The sequence below is a fragment of the Mesorhizobium sp. P2_F7 genome (genome assembly GCF_056403695.1).
Window position 1 is genome coordinate 306197 of sequence record NZ_JBFUFA010000003.1, and the last position, 19043, is coordinate 325239.

Sequence of the window (19043 nt, forward strand, 5' to 3'; positions counted from 1 at the left end):
ATCCCGTCCGCCAACTCACGAAGCGGCCTCTCGCTCGGCCTCTGCCTGTGCCGGCGGCAGCGATTGCGCGCCACCCCGCGCGGCCTTGCCGGAACGACCGGTGATCGTGGCCAGCGGCTGGACGTTGAATTCCTGCGCCAGTTCCTGAAAGGACAGGACCGGAAGTTCGATGCCATTGTGCACCAGCAGGCTGCGCATATGGCGCCGCACATCCATCGCTGCGAGCACCACGGGCGCGGCATTGGCGGTATTGTGCGCAAGCACCTGTTCGATCTCCCCGACCAGGGCCTGCGCATCGTCGTCGGACAGGTTCAGGAATGTGCCGCTCGACATGGTCTGCACGGCTTTTCGCAGGATGTCCTCGGCTGATCGCTGCAGCACATAGGCTGCAATGATGTTGTTGCGATCCGCGCAACGAAAGCTGATCTGGCGTTTCAGTGCCGTGCGCACCCCTTCCGTCAAAAGCACGACGTCCTGCTCGCGCTGGCCCCATTCGACGATGGCTTCGAGGATCAGGCGCAGATTGCGGATCGGCACGTTTTCGCCGACGAGCCGGCGCAAGACCTCCGCGATCTTTTGCAGCGGAACGATTTCCTGTGCCTGTTTGATCAGATCCGCGTACTCGGCTTCCATGTCGGACAGGAGCTTGCGTGTCTCCTGGATACCGACGAAATGACCGGCATAAAGACGAAGCGCGTTGCTCGCCCATCTTGCCGCCACTTCGGCCGGTGTCGCGAAGCTGAACCCTGCCTCCTTCAAGACGTGAACATGGCGCTCGTCGACCCATACGGATTTGCGCCCGCCGGCAACGGGCGACGCCTTTTCGAATGTCACGTCAAGCAGCTCGAGATGCGTGGCATCGGCTTCGACGAGGACGCGCGCGGCAGGGATTTCCTCGTCGAGGATCGGTGCGCCTTCCAGGTCGATGCGGATGCCGCGCGGCGAAGCGGTCTCGTCGACCTCCATGCCGATGGCTGGAACGTTGACCCCGAGGTCGCCGAACAATTCGCCGCGCACGCTTTCGGCGAGCGTGCTGAATTCGGTCTCCGATATAGCCTGCGCCAGCCCTCGTCCGAGACGCACGACAATGCGATAGGACGCAGGCAGCGCCAGGGTCTGAGGCGCTGCGAGCGCGGCTTTGCCGTCGCCGGCAGCCCCAGCCGCGGCCTGGCCCGCGTCCTCGTCCTCGTCTGGGCGCCGCATTGCGCGGTTTATCAGATAGGCGCCCGCCCCAAGACAGGCGCCGATTGCCAGGAACACCAGGGCTGGAAAGCCCGGCACCAGGGCCAGGCCGACCATGATGATGGCGGCCAGTGCGATGGCTCGGGGATCGCGCAGGAGTTGACTGGTAATCTGTGCGCCGAGATCGCCTTTTCCATCCGCGCTGCCGACCCGTGTCACCATGGTTCCGGCCGCCACGGCAACGAGCAGCGCAGGTATCTGCGCGACCAGCCCGTCACCCACGGTAAGCAGCGCATAGGTCGTGGCCGCCTCTCCGAGCGACATGCCGTGCTGCAGCGTGCCGACGCTGAAACCGCCGATGAGATTGACCAGGATGATGACGATGCCGGCAATGACGTCGCCTTTGACGAATTTCATCGCRCCGTCCATGGCGCCGAAAAGCTGGCTCTCGCGTTCGAGCTGCTGGCGCAGGCGGCGCGCTTCGGCCTGGTCGATATCGCCGTTACGCAACTCGGCATCGATGCTCATCTGCTTGCCCGGCAGCGCGTCCAGCGAGAAGCGGGCGGCAACCTCGGCGACGCGTTCGGCGCCGCGGGCAACCACGATGAACTGCGCGACGGTGATGATCATGAAGATCACCAGGCCGACGGCGATGCTGCCGCCGACCACGAAGGTGCCGAAGGTGGTGATGATGCCGCCGGCATCGGCCTGCAGCAGGATCAACCGTGTCGTCGTGATGGTGATGGCCAGCCGAAACAACGTGGCGATCAGAATGACCGACGGCAGCGAGGAAAACTGCAGCGGATGCGAAACATAGAACGCGGCCAGCAGGATAAGCACGCTGATGGCGATGTTGGTGGTGATGAGAATGTCGACGAGGAATGTCGGCAGCGGGATGAGCATCATCACCACCGCGAAAAGCAGGAGGACGGCGACGACCAGGTCGCTGCGACGAGACAGCTTGACCAGGAGTTGCAGGAGCCGCTGCGTCATTGACCACCTCTTTGCGATAGGAAGCTGCGGAGCGCGCTGCGCGCTTCGGTCTTGCGGCCGGCCGCGAGCAGGGCGCGGCTCTTCAAGAGAGCGAGAGCCGGATGGTCATTCCCGTCCATGGTCTCCAGCCTGGCAACCGTCGCCAGCGCCTTTTCGGCTTCGCCCTCCAGGATCAGCAGATGGGCAAGCGTCTTCAGCACGCCGGCATTGCGTGGCTCGAGCTGCGCAGCGATGAGCAGGTAGGCCACGCCCCGCTTTGCCTGGCCGTGACACCCGTAGAGATAGCCCAGGACATGCAGCAGATGCACCGGTTCTTGCGGTTCAATCAGATTCCGCTTCCTTCCTGCATGCGACCGACCAGATTGCGATGGCGCTCGATTTCCTCTTCCATCAGCGTCACGGCAAGCGTTCTGAGCTGCTCGCCGCCCTCAAGGTCTGGAACCAGGTCCACAACGAAGCGCTGCAAAATCGGCACGCAGCGCCGCAGGATTCCAGACTCCGCGCCGACCGGCATGACGAAGTCGAGGAGCACCTCGTCGAGAGACAGGTCGGCTGCATTTCTGGCCGATTGGAATTCCGGCACTTGCGGGTCTTCCGCGGCTCCGGCCGATGCCGCCTGCCGGGTGCGGCTTGCGGCTCTCTCGGCGTCGTTCATGCGTCGCCGACCGATCGATTGGCCGCGAACGCTTTCGGCCTGGCGGACGTCGCGGCCGTCCGCTCGCGCCGTGTCCAGCCGTGGCCCTTCGAGCCGGCGGCTCATTGATACTTGAGCGCGACCGTGGCGCCGCCCTTGGTCAGCAAGAGTTCCGTGTCGCCGATGTGCTTTACCGTCCAGCCATCGTCGGTGAAGGCGCCTTCGTGATAGCGGGCTCCGTCGGCCGCGATGACATAGGGCTGCTCGCCATACCAGATCGCCTGCAGCATCAGCCGCGGCGCCTGCTGGGCGTTGCCGATCATGACGGCGGAGGCAAGCGCGACATGGGCGCCGAATTTCTGGTCGAACCATGACTGCGTTTCGGTCCAGGCGCCCGACATGTCATTGGCGATCACGCCCGAGACCACGAGACGCTCCGATGATTTCTCAATGGTCAGTGCGCCCAGGCTGCTTTGGTCGAGGCGCTGCCTGAGCTGGCTTTCCGCCTCGGCAAGGGTCTGCGCCATGAGCGGCGAGGAATCGTCGAGCGTCCGTTGCCTGGCCTGGTCGGCGAAGGCGACTTTGACAGGCTCGCCGTCCGACGCCGACGCCGGGTGGGTGAGGCCGGGCAAGGATTTCGACAGCCCGCTTGCCGTGAAGGTGATCGCGCACAGGACGAAGACGATGCAGCCCGCGGCCATAGCCAGGCGGCCGGCAGCGGTCCAATCCGTCGACCGTCGCTGGCTGGCCAGCCGGACCGTCGCGCCACCGAGCGTCATGACGACGGGAAGCCTGCAACGGCTGCCATGTCCTTCCTCGATCGTCTCGCCCGAGGCGAGGACCACGTCACCGCCGATCGCTTCGATCTCCACGATGCCGCCTTGCCGGCGCAGCCTTGCGTGAATCGGCCCTACGCCGGCATCGCCAAGGACTATGTCGGCTTCGGTGCTGGAGCCGATTGTGTGAACGGGTTCGTGCAGACTGATTTCGGCGCCGCCGTGCACGCCGTGAATGACGGCCAGAACGACCGGATGGCCGGCGGGCGTCGTCCCTGCAGCCCTCAACTGTGGCAACTGCACCGCTTCCATTGGCTTGCCGGCTGAAAAGGCGGTCATGCCGGTTCGTCTCCCCAATGACGGTTTTCAAGGTGCCGGGCGGCGAAGACGCCGCCGCTTGTCCGCGGCGGCGTGAATTCGGTAAGCCGTCAGACTTTTTCGGCGGACCGGCCCATCGTGCTTGCCAGGCCCATTTTCATGTCATGCTCAGATTTCGCGGTATCTTTCTTTACCTCGAGGCTGAACATGCGTTCCTGCTGCTTGATCATCTTCTCGAGGTTGTCTTCCGGCGAGCCGCCAGAGGTGATCGGAGGGGTTGTGGTCATGATCGTCTCCTTGAAGAACCATTCGAATTACAAACGCCAGGCGACCGCGCGATGCTGCCTGGCCTCTTGCGACTATCACCTTACGGCAGTCCAACTGGAATTGGAAGTCCATTTGGAATTTATGAACCAATTTAGTTCCAAGTGTTGCATTGCAGGCGTCTGAGGCATAAGCTGCGATAGGGGTCAAAGGGGTTTGATGAAATGGAAAATGGTCCGTTGGCGGAACTATTGGTCGAGCGCTTCGAAACGATGCCGCCGCAGTTGCGGGTAGCGGCGCGTTTTGTGCTGGATCATCCCAAGGATGTGGCGCTGATGTCGATGCGCGAACAGGCGCAACAGGCAGGCGTTTCGCACAGCACGATGATGCGGTTGGCGCGATGGCTCGGCCTCGAAGGCTACGAGGATATGCGCAGCCTCTACGCTCGCGCGTTGCGCGAGGCGAGCACGCGAGGCACGACACGGCAAGCGATCGGAGGAGCCGGTGAAACGGGCTATTCGGTGGCCGGCGTCGTCGCCGACAGTCTTGCCGCGCAGATTTCGAGCCTCGGCGAATATACCAGCGCCATGCAGATCATTGCCGCCGCCGACGTCCTGCAACGATCGCGACGCCTTTTCGGTCTCGGCTCGCGCGCAGCCTATCCCGTCGCAAGCCACTTCGCGCACCTCATGTCGCTCCTGGCTGACGATGACCGCACTGTGGCTGTCGTTACCGAAATGGCCGGCCAGGGCTTGGACGCTCTGCGGCGCGCCGGCCGCGGCGACATGGTGCTTGCCATCAGCATGGCGCCCTATGAGCGCGCGACGATCGAGATGGCGCGTCAGTCGGCCCGGCAAGGCGTCAGCGTGGTGGCGATCACTGACAGCAGCGTCGCGCCGCTCGCCCGGATCGCGCAAGAGACGATCATCGTCACATCGAATTCGCAGTCGTTCTTTTCAAGCATGGCGCCGGCTTTCGCGGCCGTCGAACTGCTGGTGGCGCTGATGGCGGCGCGCTCCGAGCCGGATGCTGCGGAACGGGTAAAACAGTCGGAAGAGCAACTCGCTGCTTTCGGCATCTATTGGAAGCCCGCGCGGTAGACTCCCCAGGGGTGTGACCGGAGCGGGTGGCGGCTGTCTTGTCGCCGGCAACGCAATCCGGAGGTCGCACCCATGATATCGTTCGCCAGGACCCTGCTCGATTTGCAAAAGGCGATTGCGAGCGCGATCGAGGCAGCCCGGCTTCAGGCGCAGGCGGCGTCGGTGACCAATCTGGCGCGCGCCAATGCGACCACAAACGGTTTTCAACCGGTGCGCGCCTCCACGGCGCTGACGCCATACATCTTTCCTCAGCGCTACGAGTTTGCGCCAACCGCGATGGCTCCGGTCAAGCTTAACGCAAGCAAGGCTGAGGACGACGCGGCAAAGGCGTGTGGCATCGTCGATGAGGCCGTACGCGGCAGGAGCATCGATCAGATCGCCGCCGCGCGCGGGATGAAGCCCGAGGAGGTCATTGCCGCACTCAGGTCCGGACATATGAACGTGACCGTCAGCGGCAATGGCGAATTCGAAACCACGACCATAGACGCTGGCGGTGGCCGCACTGTCACGCAAAACTACGACTACCAGCACGGCAGCTACTATACGACCGTTCAGGAAAAGGCTGGCGGCCCGACGACCTCGACGCCGGTGCGCGACGGGCTCGGGCGCAAGGAGACCAGCAGCTACAATTCCGACACCGGCGCGGTGACGACGCGCTACGAGGACGATCTCGGCACGGGTACGGTAACGGAGCGCACATCGATGCCGAACGGCGCGTCGGTGGAGACGGTGACGCCGCGCGGCGGCCCGTCCATTCCGGTGACCACCGTTACCGGTCCGGATGGAACGAAGACCACCTTGGCTCCCAAGCAGAAGCCCGGCGGCGACAGCACGCGCATCATCAAGGACGGCCTGGCCGCGGGGAAAAGCATCGACCAGATCGCGCGCGAGAACAACCTCAAGCCGGAACAGGTCACCGCCGAGCTTCAGGCGGCCGGCTACAAGGTCAAGACCGTGGCGGCAACGAGCGGCAATGGCGACGTCCAGTCGGTCGAAATCGTCGACGCGCACACCGGCGCAAAAACCGTCTACACCAACGACATCCAGCACGACGAACGCACTGTCGTGACCAATGCCGGTGGCAAAGAAACCACGCAATGGGCCGATGGCAACGGCAAGACCCGTGAAACCGTTCGCACCATCGCGACGGGCGAGACGACGACCACCGCCATCGATCCGAAAGCCGGCACGCAAGTCAAGACGGTCACCGACAAGGATGGCCGGGTGACGACGACCACCACCGAGCAGATCAATGGCGGCAAGCCCATCGAGTACGAGGTGAAATCGGGCGACAGCCTGGGCGCGATCGCGAAACAATATGGCGTTTCGGTAGACGACTTGCGGCGGGCCAACCCGCAGCTTTTCAGTTCACCTGGCGATTCAGTCATCCATCCGGGCGAAAAGGTCACTGTCGCGAGCGGCAGCCGTACGACGGTAACGGTCACCTTCAACGGCTATACGCTGACCACCAGGCCCGACGGCAGCATGACGCTGCACAACGCCACCACGGGCGCCGATCTGGCCATCGATGCCGGAAGCACGCAGGCGGCCTTGGCCAACACCTTGATGGCCGTGAACCCCAACAGCAGCGACCCCGAGGTGGCCAAGGAAGGCCAGGTCGTGAAGACCCTTGTCGAGGGCATTCTGGCCGGGGAGGCCTTGCCTGGTCTGATTGCGGATGCGTCGAAGGCCGATCTGGATTTGAAGGCCTTGCTCGACAAATACGGCCCGGGCGAGCCGGCCCAGCTTGACGGCAACAACAAGGTGGTCGGTACGTTCGGCACCCCGCCGCCAGGCAACGCCCCTTCCGGAGGGAAGTGGACGCCGATGAATATCGATGGCGTCTGGACCTGGGTCGATCCGCAAGTCGCCCAGGCCATGATCAACAAGAACATTGCGTGGTCGCGGGTAAATGAGACACGCGCGCTGGCTGCCCAGCAGCAGGCTCAGTTGGACGTTCAGCTTCTCGATCCCGCCTACAAAGGCGCCGTCTCCGCAGCGCGCGCCACCGTCAACAAGCGGTTGGCCCCCTTGGGGCAGGTATGGACCGTGCAGAAGCCGCAGGGAACGCTCGCCGAGGCACAGGATCGGCTGACCAAGGCCAATACCATGCTCAAGAGCGCGCAAGGCGCGCGCGCCGAGTATGAAAACGCCGGACGTGTGCTCAGCGAGGCCATTGCGGGCAACAGCAAGCTCGCCCCGCTGACCAATCCGAATGTGCCGTCTGTGAGGGCAACGGGCGCGCCGCCCGGACCGTCATACGCTCAGCAGGTTGCCGACCACGCCGCCATCGACAGGCAGTTTTCCGAAGTAAGTCTGCATCTGAGCAAGGGCGACAAGCTCACCATCGATTCCATGCTCAATGAGGCCGACTTCAAAGGCGTTCCCGTGGACTCCAAGGAGTACAAGGACCTCAAGGCGCTGCAGACTGCCGCGACCAGTCAGCTGGAGCTGGCGCAGGCCCAACAGAACTACTATGACGCCCACAACAACGCCGCCCAGGTCGGCGCGCGGCAGGACGCTCTCGAGCAGCGATTGCTTCAGGAGTACCTCGGTAAGCAGAAATTCGACCCGAACGAGAAAGTGAGCCGTATCAACGGCGACTACCTCGGACGCTATCAGGGATCCACCCTTGAGGTTCGCGATGGGCAGCTTTGGGTGGTAAACCACTTCGAAGAGGGAACGACGGAGCAGGCGCTCACCTACAGGTCGGACAACAAGAACGTCCGCAATGACTATCGCGACCGTCAGCTCAACAAGGACTGGCAACAACTTCTACAGGGGGATGGTTCGAACGCGCTGCAATGCACTGCAGACGGTCTGACGGCCGTCAAGGTCACCGAGCAGCAGGCGGCCAAGACGCTCAACGACACATTCAACGGGCAGCTCGACAAGGGCATTGCGGACTTGAAAGCCAAGCTGGCCGGGCTGCAAGCCGACGTCAACAAGGGCCTTGCGGCGCCAAACGGATCTGGAACCATCAACGCGCCTGACGGAACGCTGGCCAAAGGCGAGAAGCCGGTCGAAATCGATGTTGACGGGCAGACCATCAAAGTGGCGCCGGACGTTGCCCAGGCCTATTCGCAGATAGGCATCGATGCGTTGACGCAGAGCGGCAAGGCGGTCTGGATCGATCTCGATACACAGGACGGCGACGCCACCGGCCGCTGGGTCGATCCGAAGCTGGCTGCCGCCCAGCTGGCGCTGAAAGCAACGAGCAACAAGATCTCGAAAGCGGAAGATTTGCGCCAGGTGGTGCAGGGCTTCAGCGACTACCACAAGCTCATGGCGAGTGAGCCCTCGCTGTTGATCGAGCGCAACGCCAGCGTGGACAGATCCTATCTGGACAGGCATGAGCAGGAGACGCTCGATGTGATCTATCAGCCCAAATTCAAGCAGATGCTGAAATCGGGCTATGACAACACGTTCCACGAACAGCCGGGCAAGGACCTCGAGAACACCGTAGCCCGTGCGCTCAATCTCGATCCTTCGACCGAACAAGGCGGTAAGACCATCGACGATGTGGCGCAAGCGATTCGCGATATCGGCGGCAAGAATGCAGCGGTGCGCGTCGTGCCGATCTTCTACGTCGATAAAGCCGTAGGCATGCGGCCGACGGCCTTCTTTGCCGTGCATGACAGCGACGGAGGCACGCGCTTTGTCGATGCGACCTCGCATGATTTTGCCGACGTGGCCGATATGCAGGACCACACCATACAGTTTGCCGAAGGCGGCAAGCTGGTTATTCCCAAGGGCCTTGAGATGAAGGCCGGCAATGACGGCAAGATCGCGCTCGAGGTCGTCGATGCGCGTCATGTCTCGGTCATGGACAGGCTTGTCGATCCTTTGATTGGCCTCGGCACCGGCATCGCCACCGTCCTGTCATTCACGCCGCTTGCGCCGGTCGCGGCGCCAATAGCCTATACGGGAGCGGCGTATCTCGGGGCCCGGGCGCTGATGAAGGAGGTCGACTATCTGAACCACGGTGGCGAGTGGGACGATGGCGCTTCATTGATGAATATCGGCAGCGTCGTGACAACGGTTTTGCCGGGAGTCTCCAGCACGTTTCGCACCGTGGGCATGGCTGGGAAGGTCGCCCTAGGCGAAAAGGAAATTAACGCGCTTCAGGCCTTCCGTGGCAGCATCGGCGCGACACGCGCGGGTTCGCCGCTGGCTGATGCGACGCAAACCTATATGCAATCGGGCACCAAGCTCAACAAAGCGGCCTGGGGCGTGGATGTCGGCGCGGTGTCTGCAGGCCTGCCATTGGTCGGTGCGTCGATTGTCGATCTTGCCAGCAATGGAGACCAGATGAGCGGTCTCCAGTTCGCCAACGCAATCCTTGGCGTGGGTACCGGCGTTACCGGAACTGGCCTGGGCATACACGGGCTGCGCATGCTACGCCCGGGAACAGGCGACGAGGCAGGGCCCGCCAGCTTCAACGAGGATGCCTCGTCCGACTACACCGATTCCTGGACTTCCGAGCCGGCCGTAGGCCATTCGGGAAAACCGATGAAACTGCTGGAAGCCGACGCAGACGGCGTGTTTGTGGACACAGGAGAACTGGTCTACCACGATCCTGCTTTTCCCGTCATTCGCCAAGACGTGGACGATGCCGGTGGCGCGAGCGAACCTGGCACGGCATTGGTTCCAGTCTCGCGGTCATCGACAAAGCCGGAGGGGGATGCGCCCGCCGACAACGATCCGATCGTCGTGCCAGGCACGGTGGTGGTGGCAAATGCGCAGCGTCCGCTGATCTGGGACCCAGAAAGCCGCAGTTTTTCTGGTGATCAAACCTCACGGGACGCCAGCGGTTCCGCGGGAGGCTCCCATCCGTTGATGCGCTATACGATCGGCAATCGCCATACCGGCGAGACCCTTTCCGACTTCAATCTGCCGGCAGGGCAACGAACGACGGCCCTGCCTGAAACCAAAGCAATCGAGGCCGCAGCGAAGCCGGTTCCGGCTCCCGTCGAACTCGATCCCTCCTTGCCAGTGCTTTATCTCGGCGACAATGGCCGCTGGACGACCGAACCGCTCACGTGGCAAGAGGCCGAGACAAGCGCGGTGACCGACACCGGGCAACCTCAACCCGTGAGGTCCGACGGCACGCCTATCATCAACAGGTTCTCGTCGAACCCGCTCAGCCTGGGCCAGACGTTCCTCGCCATCAAAGCCGGCCTGCGGCGCATCGGCACGCGTTACCTCGACACCGCCCCCCGCTATGACTATCCGAAGCTTGGCGAACTGGTCGACAGCATCTACCAGCGACCGGTCCCGGAAGGGGTCGCCGCGGGACAGCGCATCTATGTCGAGGCGGGCGGCAAATATCTGGAAGCGACAGTCATCATCGCCGGTCCGCAGGCAAGCATTGTCCACGGCGATGTCGTGCCGGGTGAACATGTCACGGAAGCCGGCTACCTGGGTTCCGGCTCTACCGTCGAGCGCGCCAAACGGCTGTCTATGACGACGCCCAACGGCCAGATCAGGGTCAACACGCCCGCGCGCGAGGTCCATACCTTCGATCCCAAGGACAATGCCGAGATCACGAACTGCTCGGCGCTGGGAGAAACGCTTGCCGCGACTTTGCCTGAACTGCCCGGCGAGACGGCAACGCCCGCATCGACATGGACACCGCAGCAGGTGGAACTCGTCGGCGACTATCTGCATTCGCTCGAACGCTCGACGGATCCGGTTCTACGCGATGCCGTGACCACGACCAGGCTGCAACTGGGGGGCAGGGGCCTGCCAGAGGCCGGCACCGAAATGACGCCGGCCCAGCATCATGCGTTGACCGAAATCCTCGATGCGGACCAGCACAGCGCCTTCACCGGCTCGAAGCCGGTCGGGCAGCTTTCGATGAACGGCGTGACGACACTCCAGGTGTTCGGTGTGCAAGGCAAGCTGCCGCAACTGTCGCCGGCCGAAGTGATCGACCGACTTGGTCTGTCGTCCGAAAGCGGCTTGCCTGGCGGCGAGCAGTTGCTGACATCAGGAGCGCTGCCGGCAAATGCCCGTTGGACCGATGCCGGCCGCGATATCGTGCGCGATTACGTCGAGGCCGCGACGGGCGCCACCGATCCGAGCCTTGCCGCCGCGGCAAAGGCCGCGCTGCCGGCTTTGAAGGGACGCGCCACCAAGCCCGGCAAGGTCGTGACACCGGAGCAGCAGGACGCGCTCCTGCAGGTTCTTGCCGCCGATGCCGGCGGCACATGGGTTTACGGTCCCAGGCTGCAGCCGGGGCGGGCGTTCAGCCCATCCGGCAAGCTTTCGCCGGAAGGCCGCTACAATGAGAAGGTTCTGTCCGGGCACGACACGTGGACGCCGCATCTGTGGCGAGAGATGCGCGCCTATGCCGCCAACCAGCAGAAATCCGCCGATCCCGTGGTCCAGTCGCTGGCCCACTCCCTGGCGGACGCGCTGCCTGGCGGCAAGCCCAAGGTCGGCACCGAAATCAACAGCACCGTGCCTGTGCTTCTGCAGCAATTGCGGGATGCCGACAGCGCAAGCTCGTGGCGGTCGCCGAACTTCTTCACCGATGCGCAAGGTGTCTGGCGCTCCGACCGCGCGACGGTCTCCTGGTTCCTGCAGGAGCACGAGTCCAACATTGTTGGCGGGCCGGCACTGAACAGCCTGGCGACCAACACGCTTGGGCTCGGCGGATCGATGCTGGGCATCAGTTTGCCGCTGCCGAGCCGCCAAGCCTATGGCGAACTCAGCCTGAAGAACAATGGTCCCAGCGGCACCGGCTTCCTGCTGCCTGTCCATCCCGACGATGCGAAGGGCCAGGCACTTTTCGCCAATGGCTACCGGCCGAACTATGCATTCGACAAAACGACCGGTCAGTGGATCGGCGCGGCGCCGATGCTGACGAAGAACACGTATCAAAGCGAAAAAGCCTTTGGCTTGTCCGTTTCCATCGGCGGCTTCTCCGTCGGCGGAGCCTTCGTCGCGCGCAAGCTCTACTATCTTGGCGGCGAGGGCGGCCGGCCGGGCTACACGTTAAGGCCCGAAGGCCCGCTCAGCCGTGAGGCGGCCTCGTTCTGGGAAGAGGCCACGCGAGGCGGCGCCAGCCACTACAGCGCCGAAGGCAAGGTGCCCGGCATGGACGACCGCGTCCTCTACCGGAATTTCAGCGTCGTTGCGCCTTTCGGAGGCGGCAAGGAGCCCTGGCGCGGCAGCGTTGCCTTCCAGGGTGTGCCACGTGAGGCGGGCGCTGGCCCCGTCAACCGGCTGGACCGGACGGATTACGGCTTCGGCGCGTCCGTGAGCCTGCCGCAATTGCCGTTGCTGACGGCGGAGGCCGGCTCGGTGAACAAGGCCTTGGTTCCTCATGACCGGACCGCGCGCCCGCATCCCCAATTCAGCGAAGGCGCAAACAAGGTCCTGTCGGCGCTGGGAACGTCGGGCGGGCGCGTGACACCGGATTTCCTGGTGCATCTCGATGCCTATCTCGGCGAGGCGGCTGCTTCTTCCAATCCTCAGGTCAGGCTTGCCGGCGAACGCGTCTCGGACGTGTTTCCGGAACTCGGCAATGCGCCGTATCCGGACCAGCTCGCCACTGCCCAGGGACGGCCCGACGGCATGAGCAGGGCGGCGTGGAAAGCGTTGCGGCAACAATTGGATCAGCAGGCGCGGGGCGAACTGACACCCACGCAGGCCCATTACCTCAATCTGTTGTTCGAGGGCGACGCCCGTCAAAGCGCATTGCCTTCATCGCCAACAGGCAGGGACATCGCTACTCCCGGCAATCCGGCGCCAAGGCCGGTGTCATCAGAGAACGGGCCGGTCTTGCATGGGCTCTTCGACAACCCCATGGCCAAGCCGCTGACGCCGACCGAAATCGCGGCATATCGCAAGGAGGCGTCGAGCCTGCTCAATGACATGCTGCATCAGGATCTCGGCATGCCTGAAGTCACCAAGGACAGCCTGGTGGATCAGTTCAGCAGGTCGCCAACGCTTATGGGCCTTCTGCGCGACGCTCATGACAGGGGCGTGCGTATCGTCAACCCGGCGCGGCGCGATCTCAGGCTTTCCGACGCCGGCACCGGCGAGGACGTGACAGCGACCGGATCGCAATTCGATAGCAATCTGGGGGTCATCTTTGTCGACGCCGAAACGTTCCGCGCGCCCGGCTCGGACGGCGACACTGTGCTTGCCGAATTCGTCGATCTGTTCAGCCATGAGGCAAAGCACGCTGCCAGCGGCGCGGTCGACCTCAAACCCGACAACTTCAGCGACCGGCAGGCTTATGGCGACGCGGTGGTCTCAGCCAATCTGCACCCCGAGGGCGAAGCGACATTCACTCAGTATGTCGTGGCCGACGAGCTTGCGGCCAATGGCGGCAAGCCGGCTGCAATTCTCGCCGGCGATGTGCCGATGGCCGAAATATTCGTCCAATACAAGTCCGGCGAGATCGGTCGGCCCCAGGCTATCGCCGACATGGCAAAGCTGATTGGCGACAGGCAGCCGAGCACCAGCGAGGGAACTTACACCGAGTTTTATCGCAACCAGGCCGACAAAGCGTATGACCACTACATAAGCGGCGCCACCGGACCTCTGCTGCAACCCGGCCAGCCCGCGCCCGCAGACAAAGGCCAGCCCAAGAAGGGGCTTACCCAAAGTGGCGTCCAGAAGGTCCCGCTCGCTCGAGTGCCGGGCCTCGACATGAGCAATTTTCAACCGAACCAGGTTTCCTGGCTGAAACCCAAGCAGGTGGCGAAACTGACGAAACAGCAGTTGGGTGACATGGATCGCGCGGGCCTGCTGCCTCATCTCACCAGGGCCCAATTGCGCGCCATCCCTGAGACCAAGATCGTTGATGTCAACATTGCGGGTCTGGAAGGGAAACAAATTCCCTGGTTGACCAAGGGCCACATAGGCAATCTCACCGACAAACAGACGCAGGATCTGATCGATACCGGTTTGAGTTCAAACCTTACGCGGCCGCAATGGCAGCAGATCACGGGAGACAAGGTCGCCCTCTTCGATATGACGAAGGTGGATCCAAGCCGAATTGCCTGGTTCGAACCCGACCAGGTCGCGAAGTTCACCTCAAAGCAATTCGCGGATCTGGGCGAGGCTGGCCGGTTGAGCTCATTTACAGAACCTATGGTTCGAGCGATCCCCGAAGACAAGGTCGGGGCGATCGACGTGAAGAAGCTCAATGCCGGTCAGGTTCCCTGGCTGACCGAAAAGCAAGTCCCTCAGCTGACCGTGGCCCAATGGGGTGACTTCCCGCTTGACCACATTGAAGCCTTCACCCAACCGCAGATCGCTGCAGTGCCGCCAAAACGGTTCGGCGAAATGAGCCCGGGCCTCTTCCGCAAGTTCACGCCCGAGCAGTTTGAATGGATGTCCGCGGATCAGGCCAAGGCGCTTTCCGTGCTGCACATGACGACCTTCCGGGCAACCCACAAGAAGACCATGACGCCTGTACAGGCCGCCGCGGTCGACGAGGTTCTGGGCCATGCCCGGTGGAAGGAAAACAGCCAACTCGTCGCGACGTTCGGTGGCATGGCCGGCACCGCCTACGGGATACAGCAAGCCTTACCGCCGCAATGGGCCGCAACAGCTTCCGGCGTGGCCTTTGGGGTTCGTGGCCTTGTCTTCAGCGCACAGGCAATTTTTCCCAACGCCACGGCAGGCAACACGCGGCTTGGGCGAACGCTTAACGCCATCAACGCTGTAACCTTCGTCTTTGCGGCGCCGGGTTCAGTCAATGCTGCCCTGCACGGCGACAATCTGTGGGTGAACGGCACCTATGGTCTTGGCAATATCATCTTCGGCACCAAGACCGGGCTGCAAGTCTTCACCGGACGGACTGTATTCCGAAATGCGGGCGAGCATCTCGGCGAACCGCTCTATGTGCTTGGGTCGGCCTTCTACACATTCCAGAACCTCGATTCCCCATTAGCTTGGGTAGCGGGCGGCCTGTTTACCGTCGGCTGCAGCGAGTTCTGGGCGTCGGCCGCCAGAACCGACATTCTGAACCGCAAGCCGGTTCCCAGGACAGAGCAGGAGTCCGAGCAAAGGGCCAAGTCCGACAAGCGCTGGGCGACGGCCGACCGTCTCTCGCTCGGAATAACCTTCGGCGTCGGCATGATCCTGTTTGCCTGGGACACTCTCGACGGCGAACCCTGGAAGGTAAAGCCTGCCACACCGCCGACACCGACACCGACACCAACGACGTCCCAGTCGCCGGTGCCACCATCGCCTAAGTCATCTCAGCCGCCGGCGCCCCAAACGACGGCCTCTCAACCGCCAGCACCACAGTCATCGCAACCGCCGGCGCCTCAATCGACGTCCTCCCAGCCGTCGCAATCGCCGCCTCCCACAAGCGGGAGACCGCGTGGCGGCCTGAAGCCAGTCAACTATGTCGAGCCGCAGGGCAATGGCGATTCCGAAGGCCGCACGAACCCCACGCTGGAAAAGGATGGCTATCGCTGGGTCCAGGCGCAAAGCGGCGATACCATCCGCCTGATTGCGAGGAGCCAGTCGGTCGATGTGGCGCAGACAATGATGCTCAACATGGATCACATCCTGACGCCGGATATGATCGTCTCGGGCGACAGGATCTATCTGCCCGACAGGTCGGTGTGACGGCCAGTGGACAGGGCGCCCTCCGCGTCACCAAAGCGGCGGGCAGCTATGGCTCAACGGCTCGCGCCGCGTACCTTCGGGCAACGCAGGCGGCGAGATTGGCCGCCCTTTCGGCTACGGAGTTTGAGGGCTCCGAAGGATAAGAAGCGGTAAATTGCAGATCGGACGGATGCCATTCGCAGTCGACGATGCGCAATGTGCCGTCCGCGGTGTGTTCCCGCACCACTTGTTCGGGCAATGAGGCAATGCCGATGCCGTTGAGCGTCATCTTGATCGACGCCGCGAGTGAGTTGGCGGGAAAGATGCGCGGCGTCTGTTCCACTTCACCGCTGAGCTTGCGATGGATTTCGCTGTAGAGCCTCGTACTGCGGGCATAGCTGATGATTGGAAACTGCATCAACTCGTTCAGGGTCAGTTGACCGCACTTCGGCAACTTCAGGTTTGGCGCGCAGACCCATACCAGCGGAAAGGACGGCAGATCGACATTCTCGATGCCGTACTCCAGCACCGGCCCCATCAGCACCGCCAGATCGATGCGATGAGACATCAGCTCGCTGCGCAGCGTTGTCGTGGCGTCGACGACGATATCGGTCTCCACAAGCGGGTAGTGTTCCTTGAGCTCGCCCAGGAAGTCCGACAGCCATGTGTGCACGATCGATTCGGCCATGCCTAGCCTCAGCACTCCCGCCGTTTCGGAAAGCGAGCTGGCGGCGAGCTGCAAGCGCTCCGCGTCGCGCAAAACGCGTTGCGCGGGCGGCAGCAGACGCTGGCCCTCGGCAGTCAGTTTGACTGTGCTGCTCTGGCGCTCGAACAGCCTGGCGCCGAGCGCCTCCTCGAGGCTCGCTATTCGCGCCGATACCGCCGGTTGCGTCGTGTTCAGCCGGTCGGCCGCCTTGCGAAAACTGCCGAAGGTCGCAACCAGCAGAAAGGTCTCGAGCTGTTTGATGTTGAAGGGGATCAAGGTTCAATGCCGGACAATGATCTGGGCGCCAATCTTGACCCGGTCATAGAGGTCGATCACATCCTCGTTCGTCATGCGGATGCATCCGGAAGAATTCGCCTGGCCGACGGTCCATGGCTGGTTGGTGCCATGAACGCGGTACAGGGTGTTGCCGATATAAAGGGCGCGCGCGCCCAATGGATTGTTTGGTCCTCCGGGAACGCGTGCCGGCAGGTCCCGACCCCCGGTTGCTTCCCTGGCCCGCATTTCGGCGGGCGGCCGCCAGTCCGGCCAGTCTCTCTTGCTGGAGATCGTATCGCGGCCGGACCACTCCAGCCCTTGCTTGCCGACGCCCACCGCATAGCGCAGCGCCTTACCGTTCCCCAGCACGTAGTAGAGACGCCGTTGCGTGGTGTCGATCACGATCGATCCCTTCGGTTGAGGCTCGTTGAAGTCCACGACCTGCCTTGACATCGCAGAGCGCGCCGGCGTCGGGCCTTCGTCCGGCGCTTCGTCAGGAGCGGCAGGCGATACTAGCAGGCTTCTATCCTGGTCGTAGGTCCAGCTTCTGGGATCGTAGCCGCCATTCGATTGAGCGTGTGCCGACACAATCGTACCGGCAATCAGCCATGCACCGCCCAACGCCGCCCGGCCGCGGCTTCGCGCGGTGAACCCGGCCGACTGTCTTGCAAGCGGACCGCTGTTTCCTGTCACAAAGACCGATCCTGTTGGCTGTACTTCTTGCCTGTTCGTGCCGGCGATGTCGGTGGTTGCATCCGATTCAGTCCACACCATAGCGCTTTGCAGATCCTGCGCAACATTTGGCACGAATTTAACAATCGCATTCCAATTGGACTTCCAATGTCCATGTCCGCGCGATAGAATGATCAGGCGGCGCTTTCGAGCGACGTGGCGGATGATGGCCGATTGCAAGCCTCGGGCAGGATCAGATGGCGACTGGACGCTACATCGACCGGTTAGACCTGAAGGCGGCGGCTGCGGCCGCCGGAACAGGTATTCTGGCACTGTTGCTGATGCTCGGTCTTGCCGGCCGGTCCGCCGCTGCCGAACCGCACTGGCCGCCAGGGCCCTACAAATACATTGCCATCGACCAGTCCGTGTCGGACGCGCTCATCGAACTGGGGCGCAATATGGGTATGCCCATACGGGTCAGCGCCGAGGTAAAGGGGCGGCTCAGCGCCGGCATGCCGCAGAGTTCAGCGCGCGCATTTTTCGAAGCGATCTGCAGCCGCTATGGCCTGGTCTGGCATTTCGACGGCATCGTCATGAACGTCGCGACCGAGGCCGAAATTCGCACCGAGATACTGCCCCTCAGTGCCAACGCGGTGGCGGGAGCGCAGGACCGGCTGTCGCGGCTGGGCGTGCTCGACCCAAGGTTTCCCGTCACGATCTCCAGGCAGGACGAAGCCGCCTCGGTATCGGGTCCGCCGTCCTATATCGCGCTGGTAAAGCAGACGCTCGGGCAGGCCGCCGCACCGCAACCCAAGCAGCAGTCCGCGAAAGTTACATCAATCCGCGTCTTTCGCGGCGCCAAGCAGGCCGAGGTGGTGGATGTGCCTTCCTACAAGGCCGACTGAGGACGGAGGTCAAGCCCATGGCTATCGCACCCATCGGAGCGCTGGAGGCCACGCTTTCGAGCCTGGCCACAAGCGCCGCCACGCAGCAGCAGACGATTGCCGCCGCGACGCCGGAGGGCAACCGGATGGTCGGCGCCATGCAGGAAAAGCATGAGGCGGCCAAAGCCGGCGCGGCCGAGCGTGGCGATACTGCCGCGCGGCCCGGCCAGCAGGTGGCGCAGGCATCGGCCGGCGCCAGCCCGGCCATGGCCGGGCAGTCCTCCAATCCTGGAAGAATCGAACCGATCGTTGAGCGACAGCTGTTTGAATATCTGGCCGAGGCGGAAAAGGCAGGCGGCATGGCGTTCAAAGGGCCGTCCGAGATGTTCGGCGCGGCCATCAACGCATTGAAAGGACCGCTTCAGGGCATGCAGAAGGCCTTCGGAGACCCGGCCTCGTCGGCGAAAGCAACGGCCGGGCAGTCGCCCGAGCAGACGACCGGGGCGGCGGACAATCCGACCGATCCGACGACGAACGAGGAACTCCTCGACAAATACATCTCGGTCATGTGGGCGGCCGCCAACCTCGAACTGGTGACGAGCAGCGTCACCGCCGCCACCTCGTCGACCAACGCGCTCGTCAAGCAACAGTAGGCGT

The 19043-nt window shown here is 63.2% G+C and carries 11 protein-coding genes; 4 read left to right on the plus strand and 7 right to left on the minus strand.

From position 1 onward, the window contains the following. Positions 1-15: 15 nt before the first annotated feature. The 5 genes from sctV to AC1DZ8_RS11225 all read right to left on the minus strand — a co-directional run bounded on the left by sctV (position 16) and on the right by AC1DZ8_RS11225 (position 4190). Positions 16-2175, minus strand: coding sequence for a type III secretion system export apparatus subunit SctV (gene sctV / locus AC1DZ8_RS11205; protein WP_477303444.1), 2160 nt, complete (start codon positions 2173-2175; stop codon positions 16-18). Next, positions 2172-2423: a tetratricopeptide repeat protein gene (locus AC1DZ8_RS11210; protein ID WP_477400890.1), complete on the minus strand. Its 252-nt coding sequence runs from the start codon at positions 2421-2423 to the stop codon at positions 2172-2174. The genes sctV and AC1DZ8_RS11210 overlap by 4 nt, the downstream gene beginning before the upstream one ends. 77 nt (positions 2424-2500) lie before the next feature. Further along, positions 2501-2830, minus strand: a complete 330-nt coding sequence (locus AC1DZ8_RS11215; RefSeq protein ID WP_477303440.1) for a hypothetical protein — start codon at positions 2828-2830, stop codon at positions 2501-2503. Positions 2831-2931: 101 nt separating this feature from the next. After that, a complete protein-coding gene (locus AC1DZ8_RS11220; RefSeq protein WP_477303438.1) occupies positions 2932-3924 on the minus strand; it encodes a SctD/MshK family protein in 993 nt (330 codons plus the stop codon). Positions 3925-4013: 89 nt separating this feature from the next. Then, positions 4014-4190 carry a hypothetical protein gene (locus tag AC1DZ8_RS11225; protein WP_477303437.1) on the minus strand — a complete coding sequence of 59 codons (177 nt, stop codon included), beginning with the start codon at positions 4188-4190 and terminating at the stop codon, positions 4014-4016. Between the two features lie 216 nt (positions 4191-4406). On the opposite strand from AC1DZ8_RS11225, the gene AC1DZ8_RS11230 reads away from it, so the two are divergent. Together AC1DZ8_RS11230 and AC1DZ8_RS11235 are read left to right on the plus strand one after the other, a co-directional pair. Continuing rightward, positions 4407-5267 carry a MurR/RpiR family transcriptional regulator gene (locus tag AC1DZ8_RS11230; RefSeq protein WP_477303435.1) on the plus strand — a complete coding sequence of 287 codons (861 nt, stop codon included), beginning with the start codon at positions 4407-4409 and terminating at the stop codon, positions 5265-5267. 72 nt (positions 5268-5339) lie between these two features. Then, entirely contained in the window at positions 5340-15869 is a 10530-nt protein-coding gene (locus AC1DZ8_RS11235; protein ID WP_477303433.1) for a LysM peptidoglycan-binding domain-containing protein, read from the plus strand. Between the two features lie 46 nt (positions 15870-15915). On the opposite strand, the gene AC1DZ8_RS11240 is transcribed toward AC1DZ8_RS11235, so the two are convergent. Together AC1DZ8_RS11240 and AC1DZ8_RS11245 are read right to left on the minus strand one after the other, a co-directional pair. Further along, positions 15916-16830 (minus strand): LysR family transcriptional regulator, encoded by a 915-nt coding sequence (locus AC1DZ8_RS11240; protein WP_477400892.1) that lies wholly within the window; start codon positions 16828-16830, stop codon positions 15916-15918. 3 nt (positions 16831-16833) lie between these two features. Then, positions 16834-17742: a L,D-transpeptidase gene (locus AC1DZ8_RS11245; RefSeq protein ID WP_477303429.1), complete on the minus strand. Its 909-nt coding sequence runs from the start codon at positions 17740-17742 to the stop codon at positions 16834-16836. A 17-nt stretch (positions 17743-17759) separates the two neighbouring features. Between AC1DZ8_RS11245 and AC1DZ8_RS11250 the strand changes: the two genes are divergently transcribed. Together AC1DZ8_RS11250 and AC1DZ8_RS11255 are read left to right on the plus strand one after the other, a co-directional pair. Next, positions 17760-18407: a type III secretion protein gene (locus AC1DZ8_RS11250; protein WP_477303427.1), complete on the plus strand. Its 648-nt coding sequence runs from the start codon at positions 17760-17762 to the stop codon at positions 18405-18407. A gap of 17 nt (positions 18408-18424) precedes the next feature. Then, positions 18425-19039, plus strand: coding sequence for a hypothetical protein (locus tag AC1DZ8_RS11255; protein ID WP_477303425.1), 615 nt, complete (start codon positions 18425-18427; stop codon positions 19037-19039). Positions 19040-19043 lie beyond the last annotated feature (4 nt).

Coding starts and splice junctions, on each gene's coding strand:
- AC1DZ8_RS11215 (WP_477303440.1), bottom strand. CDS start 2,830: ATGAACGACGCCGAGAGAGCCGCAAGCCGCACCCGGCAGGCGGCATCG.
- AC1DZ8_RS11220 (WP_477303438.1), bottom strand. CDS start 3,924: ATGACCGCCTTTTCAGCCGGCAAGCCAATGGAAGCGGTGCAGTTGCCA.
- AC1DZ8_RS11225 (WP_477303437.1), bottom strand. CDS start 4,190: ATGACCACAACCCCTCCGATCACCTCTGGCGGCTCGCCGGAAGACAAC.
- AC1DZ8_RS11235 (WP_477303433.1), top strand. CDS start 5,340: ATGATATCGTTCGCCAGGACCCTGCTCGATTTGCAAAAGGCGATTGCG.
- AC1DZ8_RS11250 (WP_477303427.1), top strand. CDS start 17,760: ATGGCGACTGGACGCTACATCGACCGGTTAGACCTGAAGGCGGCGGCT.
- AC1DZ8_RS11255 (WP_477303425.1), top strand. CDS start 18,425: ATGGCTATCGCACCCATCGGAGCGCTGGAGGCCACGCTTTCGAGCCTG.